Origin of the sequence: Hyella patelloides LEGE 07179, assembly GCF_900659865.1 — a bacterium.
In the GTDB taxonomy this organism is placed as follows: Bacteria; Cyanobacteriota; Cyanobacteriia; order Cyanobacteriales; family Xenococcaceae; genus Hyella; species Hyella patelloides.
On sequence record NZ_LR213906.1, the window covers coordinates 1 to 18,272 of the forward strand.

Annotated in this window: 11 protein-coding genes and 1 pseudogene; 7 read left to right on the forward strand and 5 right to left on the reverse strand. The window is 39.8% G+C overall.

The features are described 5' to 3' along the window. Positions 1-270 precede the first annotated feature (270 nt). Positions 271-984: pseudogene (locus H1P_RS19895) on the forward strand (RNA-guided endonuclease InsQ/TnpB family protein); the annotation flags it as partial. A 105-nt stretch (positions 985-1,089) separates the two neighbouring features. Here H1P_RS19895 and H1P_RS19900 read toward each other — a convergent pair. Continuing rightward, on the reverse strand, positions 1,090-2,985 hold the full coding sequence (locus tag H1P_RS19900; RefSeq protein WP_144870605.1) for a ferredoxin--nitrite reductase: 1,896 nt from the start codon (positions 2,983-2,985) through the stop codon (positions 1,090-1,092). 823 nt (positions 2,986-3,808) lie between these two features. Here H1P_RS19900 and H1P_RS19905 point away from each other — a divergent pair. Continuing rightward, on the forward strand, positions 3,809-5,380 hold the full coding sequence (locus tag H1P_RS19905; protein ID WP_144870607.1) for an MFS transporter: 1,572 nt from the start codon (positions 3,809-3,811) through the stop codon (positions 5,378-5,380). Positions 5,381-5,810: 430 nt separating this feature from the next. Then, on the forward strand, positions 5,811-8,120 hold the full coding sequence (locus tag H1P_RS19910; RefSeq protein WP_144870609.1) for a molybdopterin oxidoreductase family protein: 2,310 nt from the start codon (positions 5,811-5,813) through the stop codon (positions 8,118-8,120). A 71-nt stretch (positions 8,121-8,191) separates the two neighbouring features. On the opposite strand, the gene trmB is transcribed toward H1P_RS19910, so the two are convergent. Continuing rightward, entirely contained in the window at positions 8,192-8,839 is a 648-nt protein-coding gene (gene trmB, locus H1P_RS19915) for a tRNA (guanosine(46)-N7)-methyltransferase TrmB (RefSeq protein WP_144870611.1), read from the reverse strand. A gap of 236 nt (positions 8,840-9,075) precedes the next feature. On the opposite strand from trmB, the gene H1P_RS19920 reads away from it, so the two are divergent. Next, entirely contained in the window at positions 9,076-10,173 is a 1,098-nt protein-coding gene (locus H1P_RS19920) for a metallophosphoesterase family protein (RefSeq protein WP_144870613.1), read from the forward strand. Positions 10,174-10,183: 10 nt separating this feature from the next. Continuing rightward, positions 10,184-10,720: a bifunctional pyr operon transcriptional regulator/uracil phosphoribosyltransferase PyrR gene (gene pyrR / locus H1P_RS19925; protein ID WP_144870615.1), complete on the forward strand. Its 537-nt coding sequence runs from the start codon at positions 10,184-10,186 to the stop codon at positions 10,718-10,720. 446 nt (positions 10,721-11,166) lie between these two features. Here pyrR and H1P_RS19930 read toward each other — a convergent pair whose 3' ends face one another. Beyond that, entirely contained in the window at positions 11,167-11,928 is a 762-nt protein-coding gene (locus H1P_RS19930; protein WP_144870616.1) for a GntR family transcriptional regulator, read from the reverse strand. 81 nt (positions 11,929-12,009) lie between these two features. On the opposite strand from H1P_RS19930, the gene H1P_RS19935 reads away from it, so the two are divergent. Next, a complete protein-coding gene (locus tag H1P_RS19935) occupies positions 12,010-12,987 on the forward strand; it encodes a leucine-rich repeat domain-containing protein (protein ID WP_144870618.1) in 978 nt (325 codons plus the stop codon). A gap of 39 nt (positions 12,988-13,026) precedes the next feature. On the opposite strand, the gene H1P_RS19940 is transcribed toward H1P_RS19935, so the two are convergent. Further along, the gene (locus tag H1P_RS19940; protein ID WP_144870620.1) at positions 13,027-15,447 is read right to left on the reverse strand and encodes a GcvT family protein; all 2,421 of its coding nucleotides are present in this window, start codon (positions 15,445-15,447) and stop codon (positions 13,027-13,029) included. Then, positions 15,437-16,651, reverse strand: a complete 1,215-nt coding sequence (locus H1P_RS19945; protein WP_144870622.1) for an aromatic ring-hydroxylating oxygenase subunit alpha — start codon at positions 16,649-16,651, stop codon at positions 15,437-15,439. Before H1P_RS19945 ends, H1P_RS19940 begins: the two co-directional genes overlap by 11 nt. A 697-nt stretch (positions 16,652-17,348) precedes the next feature. Here H1P_RS19945 and H1P_RS19950 point away from each other — a divergent pair. Next, the coding region (locus H1P_RS19950) for a BCCT family transporter (RefSeq protein ID WP_222427140.1) at positions 17,349-18,272 on the forward strand (924 nt) is incomplete at its 3' end.

The following is an 18,272-nucleotide window of genomic DNA, read 5'->3' on the forward strand; positions in this document are numbered from 1 at the left end:
ATCCCTGGGAAAACTATTTGATTAACATTATTTAATCAAAGCGTCCCATTTTGATTGATTTGTAGAGCAATTCAGAGGCGCGATCACGTAGTGCCACAGCGATGCCCGATCGCGATCGCCTTGGGGGGCAAAAACATAATCTTTACATATTACATTTTGACGTGCGGAAAGAGAACTGGTGGATTCTTCTGGTTGGCAACTTTTTCTCTCTTGCTGTAAGTCTAGCTCAACATTTTACCAAAAATCCGAAGTTAATTCTGGACGACTCCTAAGCTCGATCCTAGAGATACAATAGAGCCTATTATTCCTTCACAAAAAGCTGTGGGAATTGATGTTGGCTTGAAATATTTCTATGCCGACAGTCGCGGTGAGATTATCGCCAATCCTCGATTCTATCGCTCGGCGGAGCGTCAACTAAACCGAGCCAATCGGCAAAAATCTCAAAAGTTCCGCAAAGGAAAACCATCATCTCAAAATTATCGTAGAGCAAGACAAAGATATGCCCTCAAGCATTTAAAAGTAAGCAGACAGCGAGAAGAGTTTGCTAAGAGAGTAGCACTCCGCTTAATTCAATCTAACGATTTGATTGTCTGTGAAGATTTAAATGTTTTTGGGTTAGTTAAAAATCATCATCTTGCCAAGTCGATAAGCGATGTCGCGTGGTCTAAGTTCAGACATTGGCTAGAATATTTCGGTGATAAATACGGCAAAGTAGTAATTGCTGTACCGCCTCACTACACTTCGGTTAAATGTTCCAGTTGTGGCAATAAAGTAAAAAAGACTTTATCGACTCGCACTCATGTCTGTAGCTGTGGCTATACTGCCGACCGCGATACTAATGCTGCAATTAATATTTTGCAGTTGGGATTAAGTAGGGTGGGGCGCACCCTAACTAACGCCTGGGGAGATTTGTCCTCTAGCTCGGTTGGAGCAATCCTGTCGGGTTACGACGAGTCGCTGAACCAGGAATCCCCGTCCTTCTAGGACGGCGGAGCGTCAAAGCCACAATTGAGTATCCATAAGCATTGTAAGGTGAAGATTGCCACCCTACTCATAATACTTATGGGTTATTTTTTTATCTTGAAATACTTAGGCATCAATTACCACTGAGCTTACAGGTTTAGCACAACAAGTCAAAACATATCCAGGTTCTAAACCACCCACAGCATCGTAGTCTTCTTCGTAGGTTACTTCTCCTTTAAGAACTTTTGCCGTACAAGTACCACAAGTTCCAGCACGACAACTACTTTCAATTTCTACTCCTGCTTTGTCTGCTCCATCTAAGATATATTCTTGAGGAGAACAGGTTGCTTCTTTCCAAGAATTAGCAAAAAAGATTTTAGCAGTAGTAGCAGGGCTATCTGTTGCCGATTCTTGAATCTTTGCTGTGGCAACATCAGAAGTTGCAGTTGGGGATTCTTTGGGAGCAACACCTTCTTTAAAAGTTGCACCAAATTTTTCCATTAATATATTACGGACTACGGGTTTGAGATCGTCACAAGCTACCCCTTTATTTGTGAGTGTGCCTAATTTAGCCTCTTTACCTACCTGTCCTCCTGTAAAAATTTTTGCACCCTCCACTGCTTGACCATCTTTACGAACCTTAGTTCCCATTAAGCCGATATCACCTGCTTGAGGCTGTCCGCAAGAATTAGGACATCCTGTCCAATGGATACGTACTCGATTGGGAATATCTAATTCTCGATCTAATTCTTGAGCTAGTTTTAAAGCTCGCTGTTTGGTTTCAATAATGGCAAAGTTACAATAACGCGCACCAGTACAAGAAATTACCGAACGAGTAAGAGTACTGGGGGCAATAGAAAATTGCTGTAACAAAGGTTCAGAGAGGAAAGTATCTACATTCTCGTTTTCAATGTAGGGAATAATGACATTTTGTTCTACAGTAAGACGAATTTCTCCATTACCGTAAACTTCTGCTAATCTAGCCAACTCAAACATTTTATCTGCATCCAGACAACCCATAGGAACGTGTAACCCTACATAGCTATAGCCTGATTGCTTTTGAGGATGTACTCCTAGGTGGTCTTTTTTATCCTGAGTAATTTCATCTTCTGGTGCAGCATCCGCTAGAGGTTTGCCAAATTCTTTTTCAATTTCAGCGCGGAATTTTTCCATACCCCATTTTTCAACTAGCCACATCATTCTGGCTTTACCACGACTGGCTCTTAAACCTTCTTGTGCGCCATTTGCAGTGTAAACAGTTAAAATAGCGTGGGATAAACCTACTACATCCTCGTCATTGGCTCGAACCCAAACACCCATCGGAATTGATTCAGCACAGCGTTGAGCCGACAAATAACCCCCAACTATCACATTAAAACCTAAAACACCATCTTTGTAAGCTGGGATAAAAGCGAGATCGTTAAGTTCTGCGTGAATAGAGTTATCTCTTGCTCCTTCGATCGCAATGTTGAATTTACGGGGTAAGTTAGTAAAAGCATAATTACCTTCTCCATTGTTAGTAATCATGTCTTGTACTTTCTGTAACATCTCTCTTGTATCGATCAACTCATCAGGGTCGATACCAGCCACAGGAGAACCAGTTAGGTTACGCACATTATCCATACCTGACTGCATGGAAGTTAAGCCTACAGCTTTTAGCTGACTAAAAATTTCGGGAATATCTTCTAAGCGAATACCCCGCAGTTGAATATTTTGACGAGTAGTAATATCTGCTGTACCGTCTTCTCCATAACGTTGAATTATATTAGCTAAAACTCGCATTTTTTCGCTATTAAGAAACCCGTTGGGAATCCGCAAGCGCAGCATAAATTTTCCAGGGGTTACTGGTCGGTAAAAAATACCCAACCACTTGAGACGAGTTTCTAAGTCATCTTTTTCAACTGCTTCCCAACCAATTTTGGCAAAATTTTCTAGCTCCTTTTTGACATCCAATCCGTCTTTTTTAGCTTTTAATTTTTCCACTTTATTAAGCTTAATGTTGGGGTTAGTTACAGTAGTCATAAGTTTAACTTTCTATGAATAGGGTAATAAGTAGATTAAGTGTTGCTAATGCTGAGACAGGGCAAATTTATTCAATATTGGCAATTTTCTAAGAGGGGAGGCTGACCAAGAGAGAGGAGGAAACCAAATTATTGCCTCTCGTCAAAAGTATAGGGTAATGACCAATAGAGATAATTTTTTGTTTGCAAATAATGCATATTTATCATTCTAAAAATGCATTTAAGAATTTGTTGGCGATAATTGAGGGCAAAATGCAAAAAAGACATTTTAATAATGCAATAAAGACATAAAAACCCGCATTCATCTATTTATTTGTAGCAAGATATACGAAATGAACTTGGAATTAGTGTGACTCTGAAAGCTCAGTAAACAAATATCATACTGAATTCAATATCTTATGGGTTTTTTGATTTTTTACTACAGTTTTACAAGTTAAAGAGTAGTCAAATTGACCAACGGTCAGAGCAGGCTTCGGAGGGGCTGTCTCTTGAATCGCATTCTGTGAGTTTATAAGCCCCGTTCGTTTTACGGCGGAGTAATCTCTGACTAAATTTAGCTGATAAAAAATAAGTTTACTGAATGCTGGCAAAGATCTTAGTTCTTATATTTTTTCCCAAACATGACATTAGATAGGTCAAAAATTTAGTTGTCGTTAAACTCGCACGTTCCTATTGCGGATGATGGACATCTCGCGATTTTGAGTGCGGGGATGCTTTCGGTCATAAAGCAAATTTAACCGCGCTATTGAGGTTTCCTCAAAATGCGTATCCTTAAACATCCGCAGGGTCGCTCGTCAATATAGAAAATCTGAAGGAAGGTAACAATGCTTGGAGAAATGTGGCAATTTAGGGGAAGATATAAAATTCTTCACATGACCTGGTTTGCGTTCTTTTTATCCTTTGTCGTATGGTTTAATTTAGCACCCTTAGCTACCACAGTGACAGAAGCTTTTGGCTTAGAACCAGGACAAATTAAAACTGTCGCTATTTGTAACGTCGCACTCACCGTTCCCGCTCGCATCATTATTGGGATGCTTTTAGACAGGTATGGTCCTCGATTAACTTATTCTTGTCTGTTAATTTATGCAGCTATTCCCTGTATCATGTTTGCCTGCGCGCAAAACTTAACTCAATTAATTATCTCTCGCTTACTACTCAGTATTGTCGGTGCAGGTTTTGTTATTGGTATCCGCATGGTAGCAGAGTGGTTTCCCCCCAAAGAGATTGGTTTAGCTGAAGGTATCTATGGTGGTTGGGGTAACTTTGGTTCTGCATTCTCTGCTTTTACAATGGTAGGACTAGCAGGTGTTTTAAGCTTTTTTCCTGGAGCGTTTACTCTCTCTACTGGTGAACCTCTGAACTGGCGAGTTGCAATTGCTACTACAGGAGTTATTGCTGCTGTTTATGGCGTAATTTACTACTTTAATGTTCAAGATACTCCCCCAGGTAAAGTTTACCGTCGTCCCAAGAGTGCCAGGGGTTTAGAAGTAACTACTAAAGGCGATTTTTGGTTTTTAATGGCGATGAATCTTCCTTTAACAGCTATTTTGATGCTTTTAGCTTGGCGATTAAAAGGAGTCGGATTTTTAACTGATGCGTCTTATCCAATTGTCTTAGTTTGTTTGGCAGCTTTATATTTGTTCCAAGCCTACAATTGTTGGGCAGTTAACAAAGACTTAATGTCTAGTAAAAAACGCTATCCTGCTGAAGACCGTTACAAGTTCAAACAAGTAGCAATCTTAGAACTAACTTACATCGTAAACTTTGGCTCTGAGTTAGCAGTGGTTTCTATGTTACCAGCGTTTTTTGAAGGCACTTTTGGTTTGACCAAAGCTTTAGCAGGGATGTTGGCTGCTAGTTATGCGTTTATGAACTTAGTAGCTCGTCCTGGTGGTGGTTTGATTTCTGATAAGTTGGGAAGTCGTAGAATAACTATGGCTGTCTTAACCCTCTGTATGGGTCTGGGTTATTTGGTAATGAGTAGCATTCCCGCAGTACGTGATTCTTTAGGGTATGACGCGGAAGTGGGCGCAAGCGGAGCTTTAATCGTACTAGCATTAGTTATGACTATGGCTTGTTCTTTCTTTGTTCAAGCAGGAGAAGGCTCTACCTTCGCAATTGTACCTTTGATTAAGCGTCGCGTTACTGGTCAGGTTGCGGGAAATGTTGGTGCTTACGGTAATGTTGGTGCAGTAGCTTACCTCACTCTATACAGTTTGTTACCCGATGGAGATGCAGGAAATATTCGTTTCTTCCAAGTTTTAGGGATTGCAGCTATCATTGTAGCCATGTTGTGTTTCTTCATCTTAGAAGAACCCAAAGGCTCTTTTGCCGAACACCATGAAGGTGAGGCAGAGTCGGCAGCTAGTAGCGTCTCTACTGAAGCTAATATCTAAATCTTTAGCTAAAAATATTGGGGTAATTTTTTAACAGAGATTGCTCCAATATTTTTCTTTTTAATATCATCAATCGATCGCTTAAATAAAGAAAACACTATATATCGAATACAGAATAACTTGTTTAGCTAATTTAAGATTAACTTAAATGGCGTTGCTGATTTAGCGAACGAGTGCGGTCTTGGGGGTTTCCCTCAATGAGCAACTCGTTCAAGACGGGTATGAAACCGATAGTAATACTGTTCGTAGCTTAAAGCTCTAAGCTCTAAGCTTTAAGCCTCTTGAATATTAATGAAAAAGTAAAATTTTGCTTAATCGTACCACCATAAGGCAACGCCACTTAAATTTAAGTACCTAATAAAAAACTCAATTAAAGCCCGAACATACAAGTCAAACTTTACCAATAAATAATAGAGCGGAGAAAAGTGGAGTGAGCGAACCTATAAAAACCCTATGTCCTTATTGTGGTGTTGGTTGTGGTTTAGAAGTAATGCCACCAGCTCAAACTGGAAAAGCCACCAGTAGGGATAGTGAAGGAAACCCGATGTGGCAAGTTAGAGGCGATCGCGATCATCCCTCTAGTAAAGGTAAAGTATGTATAAAGGGGGGTACTGTCGCTGAATCTTTGAACAAAGACCGTCTTAAATATCCCATGATGCGGGATTCTTTAAACCAGGAGTTTCGCCGTGTCAGTTGGGATGAAGCCCTAGAGACTATTGTTCATCGTATCGAGGAAGTTAAAGCGACTCAGGGTGTAGATGGAATATGTATGTATGGCTCTGGTCAGTTTCAAACCGAAGATTATTACATAGCGCAAAAATTACTCAAGGGTTGTCTCGGGACAAATAATTTTGATGCTAATTCCCGCCTTTGTATGTCTTCAGCCGTAGCAGGTTATATTCAAAGTTTTGGTTCTGATGGCCCTCCTGCTTGTTATGATGACCTAGAAGAAACCGACTGCGCCTTTCTAATTGGGACAAATACCGCAGAATGTCATCCCATTGTCTTTAACCGTTTGCGGATGCACCACAAGAAAAACCGCAGCGTCAAAATGATTGTGGTTGACCCCCGTAAAACTCAAACGGCAGAAGCAGCAGACTTACATTTAGCGATTAAGCCTGGTACAGATATTGACTTGCTCAATGGCATTGCTCACTTATTAATGAAATGGGGAGAACTAGACCCCCTCTACATCGATGAATGTACCGCAGATTTTACCAAGTATGCAGAAATCATTCAACATTATCCCCCTGAAATAGTAGCTGGTCGTTGTGGTATTGATCTCAATCATCTAGAACAAGCTGCTCGTTACTGGGCAGAATCAGAGAACGTGCTTTCTATGTGGTCGATGGGAGTTAATCAATCCTCTGAGGGGACAGCTAAGGTAAGAACAATTATCAATCTGCATTTAATGACTGGTAATATCGGCAAACCAGGAGCAGGACCTTTTTCCCTTACAGGACAACCTAACGCAATGGGAGGGAGAGAAGCAGGTGGCTTAGCTCATATCCTTCCTGGTTATCGGGTAGTGAAAAATCCGAGCCATAGAGCCGAGGTAGAGCAACTGTGGAAACTTCCTTCTGATAGTATTTCTCCCATACCTGGTAGAGATGCTTGGTCTATGATTACAGGTTTAGAAACTGGTGATGTGGGCTTACTATGGATTGCAGCTACTAATCCTGCGGTGAGTATGCCAGATTTGGTCAGAACCAAAAAAGCCTTACTAAAATCTCCCTTTACAATCTATCAGGATGCCTATTACCCCACAGAAACGGCTGCTTATGCCCATCTACTGCTACCCGCAGCTCAATGGGGCGAAAAAACAGGCATTATGACCAATTCTGAACGAGTAGTTACCCTTTGCTCTCAATTCCGCCAACCTCCAGGACAAGCAAAACCAGACTGGGAAATTTTTGCAGAAGTAGGTCGTCGTTTAGGTTTTACTAAAGAATTTGCGTTTGCTAGCTCCGCAGCCGTTTATCAAGAATTCGTACAGCTAACTAAAAGTCGTCCCTGCGATATGAGTGGTTTAACTCATGGCAGACTGCGCCAACAGGGTGCAATTCAATGGCCTTGTCCTTTAGAAGAAGTAACAGATATTAATAGTTTCGCCCTGCAATGTCCAACTGGAGGTAATATATCCCAAAATAAAAAAGAATCGGGACTATTTTCCTCTTTATTAGGAAACAATAAGACAGAGCCTCCAAAAGCAAAAAGACTATACACCAATGGCACATTTAACACTGCCGATGGACGAGCCAAGTTTGCAGCTTTCCACAGTAAAGGATTAGCCGAACCCATTGATAATGAATATCCCTTTGTGCTTACTATTGGTCGTCTTTACGAACATTGGCACACCATGACCAGAACTGGACGAATTCCCAAAATTATGAAGCGTCAGCCAAAGCCTTTTATGGAGATTCATCCCAAAGACGCTCAAAGATTAGGTATTGAAGAAGAACAAATGATCGAAATTCAATCTCGTCGTGGTTTGGGTCGTTTTCCTGCTAAAATAACAAAAGCGATCGCTACTGGTACGGTATTTATTCCAATGCACTGGGGTGCATTGTGGGGTGAAAACACCGAAGCTAACGTTTTAACTCACCCTGAAGCTTGTCCAATTTCCCTAGAGCCAGAATTAAAAGCCTGTGCCGTTAAATTAATTCCTATGGGTTTGGAGCAATCTGCTTCTTTTGATGAACAAGAATTAATTCAAGAACATTGTGCGACACGATCGTAAATTATTCAATTGAACGGTTGGGAATAATGGTTGATATGGAAGAAATAGAAAATTTCTGAGCTTTTTTTTACTTAGACAGCATTAATCACTTTTTTCAGTAAAACTCGATAGATAGGCAAATTATCTTCCAATACATATAATTCTCTTTCTGTAGGTACGGGTAGAGGATTCTCTGCTAACCAAGTTTCTGAATGTTGTTGCACTAATAAAGGATGTTGAGAAAATCTATGAGCCATTTCAATAGCTACTTCTTCAATATCTGATTGTAAAAATACTGCTCCACCATCTACTAAATAATCAACCAAGATATTAACTAACTCTGGTTGTATAACTCGTCGTTTGTTATGCTTTCTTTTAAACCAAGGATCGGGAAATTGTACTGTAATATATTGCAAAGTATTAGCAGGAAAAGAAGTTAAAATCTCAGTAGCAGAATAATTAATATTCCCAAAAAGATAGTGGAGATTAGTTAAGTCCAATGTTTTTTTTTCACGATTTGCTTCTATTGCTAAAGGGTGACGAATTTCAATACCTAAAAAATTAGCTTCAGGATATATTTGTGCCATTTCTAGTAAAAATTTTCCTCTAGCACAACCAATATCGAGATGTAATGGTAAATTGGGGTTAGCATACACTTGATTCCATTCTGGAAGCGCGATTGCTTGCTGAAATTTAAGGCGTAAGGGATTAACGTGTTGACGAATACGAATTTTAGGCAAAGTGTACCTCTTTTAGTGAAACTGTTGAAGTAATTAATCGTTAGGGGTTAGCAGTCTGGATTAAAAATTTTGGGCGTTCTAAATATTGATTAATACAAATCTATTACTTTTATGGCTATATAAATATTTTAAACTAGAAGATAATCAAACAAATCTAGAGAAGCTCCTTTGCCACAACGTAAATTACGCTTTACGATCGAGTTTTAAATATTATAAGTTAGGCACAATTTAGTTTTATGGTTTCTAATTTTCGCTTTGGTATTATCAGTGATTTGCATATTGCTTTACCCGAAACAATTCAAGATAATCCCAGTCGTTTTCATTTAGTAGAAGTTAGTATACCTGCATTAGAAGTTGCGTTGGAACATTTAAGCTCTCTGGATTTAGATTTTTTATTATTACCAGGAGATTTAACTCAAGATGGGGAAGTTGTCAATCATCAGTGGCTAGCAAACCGTTTAGAAAAACTACCTTTTCTCGTTTATGTTATACCAGGAAATCATGATGTACCTATTATTAATGCTACAAAAACAACAATAGCTTTTCAAGATTTTCCTCATTATTATCAAAAGTTTGGCTACCAAAATAATTACCAGCTATATTATACTCAAGAAATTTTACCAGGAGTACAATTAATTGCTCTAAATTCTAATAACTTCAACGCTGAAAATAAGCAAATAGGGTACTTAGATAAAGCACAAATATCTTGGTTAGAAGAAACGTTAAATAAGCAAAAAAACAAATTAATTTTAGTTACAATTCATCATAATATCATTGAACACTTTCCTGGGCAAACTCATCATTCTTTAGGTAATAGATATATGCTTGATAATGCCAATATTTTATTGGAATTACTGAAAAAGTATCAAGTTAAGCTGATTTTTACAGGACACCTCCATGTCCAAGACATATCTAAATGGCACAATATTTATGAGATTTGTACTGGCTCTTTAGTCAGTTATCCCCATCCTTATCGTATAGTAGAAATTCACCATAATAATCACCAGATAAAAGTTAGCTTAGAATCTTTTAAAATCAAATCTGTAGCTGGTTGGTCAAACTTAGCAAAAACTTCTCGTGACTGGATGGGCGATCGCTCAGAGCATTTTATGCTTAAATTACTAACTCTTCCTCCTTTAAGCTTGTCCCCCCAAGAAGCCCAAAAATACGCACCCCAATTACGTTACTTTTGGTCAGATGTAGCATCGGGAGATGCTATGATTGACTTTCCCCAATTTCCTACTCCCATCAGAAAGTACTTTCAAAGCTTTAGTGCTGTAGATGAGCAAGGAAAGCCTACTTTAATTGATAACAACACCACAATCACTCTGTAACTAGATTTTCATGTCCGAGCAAGTAGTTGAAATTCTGTCTGCTGATGAGATTCGCCGTACCTTAACTCGTCTCGCTTCCCAAATTATTGAAAAAACAGGCGATTTATCACAAATTATCTTACTGGGTATTTATACAAGAGGTGTTCCTTTAGCCCATCAATTAGCCCAACAGATTGAGATGCTAGAACAGACTAACATACCAGTAGGCGCGATCGATGTTACTTTTTATCGTGATGATTTAGATCGGGTTGCGACTCGCACTCCCGCTAAGACCAAAATTCCTTTGGATTTGACGGGGAAAAAAGTTATCTTAGTTGATGATGTGATTTACAAAGGTCGTACTATTCGCGCTGCTTTAAATGCAGTATCAGACTATGGTAGACCAGCCACGATTAGATTATTGGTTTTAGTGGACAGAGGACATAGAGAGTTACCTATTCATCCTGATTTTATTGGTAAAGAATTACCCACAGCCCAAGAAGAACAGGTTCAAGTGTATCTACAAGATTTTGATGGTCGTGATGCAGTAGAGTTGATTAGGAAATAGGGTTTTGTTAGTCCCGTCAACACTCGCGCGACGCGCGATGCCCTAAAGGACTTCCTTCGGTCGCGCGATGCGGAGCGAGTCCTTTATCCTTTAGGGGAGCGAGTCCTTTAGGGCGTTCCTTTGCCTCAGTTACCTCGGCAGGGGTGGATAGGGGGGACTTTTCTGGTTTTATGTTTTGTCTCTCACAGTTAACTGTGGTTTGTTGAAGTCCCCCCATCCCCGCGCTCGTCAAGCGGGATCGAGATGGTTAGTGGTTAGTAGCTTATGGCTAGTGGTTAATTGTTGATGGTTAATTGCTAGCTTATCTAGTCTTATTTTATGTTTCTTGATAACCGATTGTACTAGAAAGTGCTTGAAAGAAAGTATCATAAATAACTTGAGGAACAGCTAAATATAAAGAGAAGTTGTTACTCCAATAATCAAATATTGCTCTCTACCAATTTTTGCTAGTCATCTATACTATTATGCAATCCCCTACTTTTTAAGGATACTGAGTAATAAGTTCGATCTGCCAAAGATAGGGTTTCTCCACAAACTAAAGGTCGCTCGTGATGGTCGTATGTTACATAACGATAAATTAAAATAGGAGTTCCAAGAGAACCCTGCAAATATTCAGCGACTTCAGATGTAGCATGGGCACTTTCAATAACTATATCTGTAGATACTAGATGATAGCCAGATTCTTGTAGAGTGGCATAGGTAAATCCTTTTTGTAAAAGTTCTCCTAAATTTTCACCAATATCTAGAGGAAAATAAGCGATTTCTAGAGCGATTGGTAATTGCTCGGCTAAAATAATTTTTTGTTGTTGATAAACTTCAATTTTGGGTTGAGATAATTTTAATTGAGTACAAACTTCTGGAGAAGCTTTGACAAGTTGAAAACTGAGATTGCGAATTTCTCCTGTCAGTCCTTGTCGGGATAGTTCTTCGTCAAGAAAAGTAAGAGGATTCGATAGGGAAAAGCTAATTTTTTGCTGTTGTTTGACAAAGACACCTTTACCCTGTTGAGTATAGACTAGCCCTTGATTGATTAAATTAGCGATTACTTTTCTTACTGTAGTTCTACTGACTCCAAATAATGCGCCCAAATCAAACTCGCTTGGTAAAAGTGCTCCTGGGGAATAAACTCCAGTTTCAATTTCAGTTCTAAGTTTTTCCGAAATGATTAAATGCAGTGGTTTTTTCGCTTTTTTGGGGAGCTTTGCCATAATTAAGAATAAAAATCGCCATAAATCAGATCGATAATATAAATTGATTCTAGACTCTTAAGTAAATTTGTTGAGTGTGTCATGCAAACCTTTGCAGATCAGAAACTAACCAAAATTGTTAATCAATTTAATGCTGCATCTTTTGATGAAATTATTGAGCTTGATGCGTGTCGGCATGGAATCAAAGATCTTTCAGGAATCGAAAATCTCAGAAATCTCCGCAAACTACACTTGGGTCACAACCAAATTCGTGACCTCACACCACTGGGATCTTTGACCAGACTTACAGGTTTGTTCCTAAATCACAATCAAATTGAGTCACTCAAACCACTTAATGCACTTGTAGCTTTGCCTGCGTTAGATGTCAGCCATAATCGTATCTACGATCTCTCATCACTTACCAATGAGTCTAAACTAACGTGGTTAAATCTCTCTCATAACAATATTAGCGATCTCTCTGCACTTAAATCACATCCCTATCTGACACAACTTAATGTCAGCAGTAATTCTCTTGAGAAAGTGTCCACTCTCACAAAGCTCATACGATTACGTTCACTTGACTTGAGTGACAATTTCATAACAAAACTTCCCGACTTTGGACTATCGAAATTGCAGACACTTAATCTTTCAAGAAACAAGATTACAGATGCTTCACAACTTGCTAACTTATCAAATTTACAAAATCTTAACTTGAGTGCTAACCAGATACAGGAGCTATCTTGGCTATCCTTACTCACAAGTCTCAAAACACTTAATCTTTCGGAAAATCCACTCCAACGCCTTCACCCGATTACCAACCTCAAGAACTTAAACTCTCTCTACCTTTGGCACACTAACATTCGAGATATCACCTGTTTAAAGTCTCTAACAAAACTTATGGAGTTAGGTTTAGCTGACAACCAAATTGATGACGTTGGTGGATTACTCGATCTCAAGCATCTCGATCTACTGTTCCTTGGAGCTAATAACGATATTCCCGAAAACCAGCTTCAGGAGCTTGAGAAGAAAGATATAAGCGATTTCCGTCGTCCTGATTGGAAGGAGCAAATAGCAAACTAACTAGGTGCTGCAACATAACGACAAATAAATCTGCTATGGTTAATTTTCAAGCTCTTTCACTGTTGCCAAATAGCGATCGCCAAAGTATTCTATTTCTACAGTAGTACCTGGTGCAGCGTAGCTAAGAGGCAAATAGGCATAGATAAAACACCTACCTAGACTGTAACCATAATCCGCACTGGTAACATAACCCAGTATTTTCTCCCCAGATAAGACTGGCTCTTTACCCATAACGACTACTTTGGGATCGTCTAAGGTTAAATAACAGAGTTTGCGACTTTGATACTCTTTACGCTGAAGTAGAGCATCTCGACCAATAAATTCACCTTTATTGGGCTTAACAGCAAAACCTAAACCAGCTTCATAAGGGTCGCATTCAGTGTGAATATCCGCACCCCAAAGTAGATAACCTTTCTCTAAGCGTAGAGACTCAAACGCACCACCGCCAGCAGCAATAATGCCGTAGGATTGACCTGCACTCCATAGTAAATCCCATAATTTTAGTCCAGATTCGGTAGGAACGTAGATTTCCCAGCCTAGTTCTCCTACATAGGATACGCGCACAGCCAGAGCAGGAATCGAGCCAAGGTAAATTTGACGTGCGGTAAAGAAGCCTTCTTGAGAAACGTCCGCATCGGTAACTGCTGATAATACCTTTGGTGCTAAAGGCCCCCATAATCCCAAACAACAATAACTAGAGGAGACATCAGCAATGTTCACCGAATGGTCTTGAGGTAAATGCAACTTCATCCAAGCTAAATCGTGACCGCCCACTGCACCGCCAGTTATTACCCAAAACTGCTCTTTACCCAAACAAGTTATGGTCAGGTCGCACATAATGCCACCATTCGCATCTAGCATGGAGGTATAAGTTACCTTGCCCACAGTAGAATTAATTTTATTGGCACAAAGATACTGCAAATATTCTAAGGCTTTTTCTCCTGTAACTTTGAGCTTAGTAAATGGTGTCAAGTCATATAGTGCAACTCCTTCACGAGTTGCTAAATGTTCTGCTCCCTGAATTGGCGACCAGTTTTGTGCTGACCAACCTTCACGCTGGGGAATTGAATATTTTTCCAGCAACTTAGCATTAGATTCAAACCATTGAGGACGTTCCCAGCCAGCACTGGTAAAGAAAACCGCACCTAACTCCTGCAAGCGTGGATAAAAAGGACTCAGACGCAATTGGCGATATTGAGTTTTTGGTTGTGCCTGGGGATGGATGATATCGTAAACATCACGATATTGTTGGGCTGCGCTTTCCCAAATATATTCACGGCTTTGAGTCACTTGAGGAAAACGATTAATATCGCATTCGTGCAAATCAAGGCTGGGAATCCCTGTAGTCAGTAATTCCGCTACTACTTTACCTACACCACCGCCGTGAGTTACCCAAACTGCTTCGGCAACCCAAAAGCCTTTAACTTTAGAAGATTCTCCAATTACAGGAAATCCATCGGGGGTAAAAGACATCATGCCGTTTATTTTGTAAGGCAACTCCGTCTCAGCTAAACTCGGCAGCAGTTCGATTGTAGACTGCCATGCTGCTTGGAAATGCTCTTCAGTAAACTGCATTAGCGAAGGCATTATAGGTGCTTCTTTGTGGGAAAGAATATCTTTCGGATCTACTAATAAGGGTTCGTGGTCATAAGAGCCAACGCCATAACAGTCAGCGTGCTGACGAAAATAGGTGGACTTATCTTGGTTGCGAATTATAGGATGTACCACCTCACGGGTTTCTCCTGCTAATTCTGGCAGGGGAGTTGTTTTGACATACTGATGTTGTGCGGGAACTAAAGGTATTACTTCTCCTACCATCTCTCCAATGAGAGGCCCCCAAATGCCAGCACAGACTAAAACTTTGTCGGTGGTAATATTCCCTTTGTCAGTTACTACAGATTTGACTTGCCCCTGTTCGACTTCAATATCTAGTACCTGAGTATCTCCGTAGAACTTAGCTGCATCGGAGTCAATGGCGAAGTTAGCTAGGGCTTCAGCAGCTATTACTGCTTTAGCAATACCGTCCGTAGGAACGTAGAAAGCACCAAGTATTTCAGTTTCATCAAGGAGGGGAACTTTTTCTTTTGCTTGTTCTGGAGTAAGGAGCTTAGCATATTCAATTCCCCAGGATTTTGCCCATCCCACTTTACGCTTTAATTCTTGCCAACGGGCTTCGGTATAAGCTACTTCGATACCACCCACTGAATAGAAAGCAGAACCTTCAGCAGTTTGTAGCTGGCTATAGAGTTCTACGGTGTATTTCGCCAGTAGGGTCATGGTTTTAGAGTAGTTGATTTGAAAAACCAGACCTGGTGCATGGGAAGTAGAACCGCCAGTAGCAAATAGAGGCCCGCGATCGATGACTACGATATCTTGCCAGCCGAGTTTTGCCAGATGATAAGCGGTACTACAGCCAACTATTCCCGCACCGATAATTACCAGTTTTGCTTTATTTTTCATTGTTATTTTCACTTTTATTAACTACGATCGCCTTAGCTACTAAACGTTGAAATTGATGAACGGTAGTTTCTAAGGCAGGAGAAAAGCAACCACCACCAAAAGCAGGGGAGTTTCTCCCTTTCTGAAGCCGTTCGATGGTTTCTAGGTCTTCATCATTAGTAATTTTCCACAGATCGACAGGAATCTGGCGTAATGCTTCATATTCACTATTTGTTGCGGTATCGCCAACAAAATAAAATGCCATTCTCTCTACAGAACGACTGGGACTAAGAGGATTAACCATCAAGGCTAAAAAATAATCGGGGTGAATTCCTAGCATCAGATTGGGAAAGACAGAAATATACTCCGCTACAGTTTCTCGTCCTGTTTTTTGTAGATTGGGAAAAACTGGCAAAGTGCGATCGCCGATCTCTCCGCTCCGATAAAGTTTACTACCTTGACCGACATGATTTTCCCCCACCTCAAAACTGAAATGATCTTCCATACGGGAACAGTTATTCAGTTGGGGATGAATCCAAGGTAAATGGTAGCTTTCGGAGAAGTTTTCTACTGCCAGTTTCCAGTTAGCGTTAAACTCAAAACCGATCTCTTGTCCGTATCTCAGCAAACTCAAATCATAAGCCGACCATCTGTCGATAATTGGTTGTAAATAATCTCTCAACGGTGGTGCATTGCCAGCCAAATTGATAAAAATTAGGTCAAGCCACTGTTGGCACTCGATCGACTGTAAATTTTTACGCTTATGATCGAATCCTTCATAGATATCTTGCCAGTAACCACCAAAATGAGGAGTCGATTTAAGTTCGCCATCTAAATCGTATGACCAAGAATGATAGGGACAGCGAATTCGTTTTTGCTGCTGACAGGGTTCAGCGACTAATTGCAAACCTCGGTGAGAACAAATATTATGAAAAGCACGGATTTTGCCAAGGCGATCGCGCACTAGCACAATGGGCATTCCTGCCACCTCTACGGGAAATAGATCCCCAATATCTGGCAAGTCTGCACTTATACCGACGCAAATCCAACTATTAGTAAAAATAGTACGTCGTTCTCTTTCTAAAAACTCCTCACTAGTATAAGCTTCAGCAGGTAAACCAATAGCATCAGCCGTAGAACTATTTAAACTAGCGATCTTCTTTTCTAACTTATTACTATTTGAATTTTGGTCATCGCTGGGACGCGCTAACACTTTCTCAATCATGACTTACCTCGTCACAAGCAAAAAATATAAGTGTATTTAAACGGTGGCTGTTTCACTCTAAAAAATCCGCACACCAACTGTATTTACCAATTACAAAACGTATCAGTAGTTATCTTGGGTAGAAAAAGTCACCGTTACTCCGCCTTAAAAAGACGGAGCCTGCGGTGACCGTTGGTCAATCCCAAGACATTAGCTAACGTAACGTAAAATTGTCTTATTTCAACTTGTAATTACAAGTCTAATAAATTTAATATATTCCATATGTTTGCTAAAAAAATGTTAGCTTTTTTACAGTTTTAAAATTGTATAAGTCGTAGAAGTAATAGAAAGGTAAAGCTGCGATTATCAAAAAAAACAGCTATTTGATTGAAATATCAAGATTTAGAGTCAAACTAAACTCGTTTAATCACACAGATTATGTTAAGGTATCTTGAGTTTCTTGAATGACAACTTGAGTGCTAAGTTTTTGGCTGCTTAAAGCTTCGATAAAATTTGCAAAATCATTGATATTCAAAAAAATGTCTTAGTTAAGTATTTTTAAGCGTTAAGGAAAAAACTTATTCAACTACCAGTTGTTATTGCTAAAACAAGCAAAGCTAAACAACCGCAATGCTCTATCAATAAATTATCAGTATATTTATTAATTTATATTATTTATTTCTGATGTTTTTAACATTATATTTAAGGAGAAGAAATAGTGAAGGTGAAAGAGTCTCGTTCTAGAAAAAATTCCCCTAATAACTCTTCAAGACGAGTTCCTGGGGATACTAATCTACAAAAATGGGGATTTGATATTCACCCAGAAGTTTTTTTTGTTTCAGCAGGATTAATTTTACTTTTCGTATTGGTAACTCTTATTTTTCAAGAACCAGCCGAGGAGGCTTTTAGCGATTTACAAACATTTATCGCTAATGCAATGGGCTGGTTTATGATTTTGGCAGTCAGTCTTTATTTAGGCGTAGTCGTAATTCTGGCATTCAGTAAATTTGGTAAAATCAGACTTGGAGGACAAGATGCTCGTCCAGAGTTCCCCGCCTTTGCCTGGATTGCCATGCTAATCAGCGCAGGAATGGGTATTGGGCTAATGTTCTGGAGCGTTGCCGAACCAATATATCACTTTCAAACTCCCCCAATTGGTGGCGTGCAGCCAGACACAGGCGCAGCAGCCCAGGAAGCATTAGGCTTTACCTTTTTTCACTGGGGATTCCATGCTTGGGGAGTATATGCTTTAGTTGGCTTAGCTTTGGGCTTTTTTGCCTACAATCGGGGATTACCTTTAACCATTCGTTCTGTATTTTATCCCCTATTGGGCGATCGCATTTATGGTTGGTGGGGTAATGTAGTTGATATTTTGGCAGTAGCATCAACTTTATTTGGGTTAGCAACTTCTTTGGGTTTAGGGGTACAGCAGGTTAATGCGGGACTGAATTTTTTATTCGGCATAGCAGATACTATACCGATTCAGGTTGGCTTAATTGCTATTATTACTGGTTTGGCTACTGCTTCGGTAGTATCGGGTTTAGATGGTGGCGTGCGCCGTTTGAGCGAACTGAATATGGGTTTGGCTGCTTTGTTTATGGTATTTGTATTACTAGCAGGGCCAACACTATTTATTCTCGGT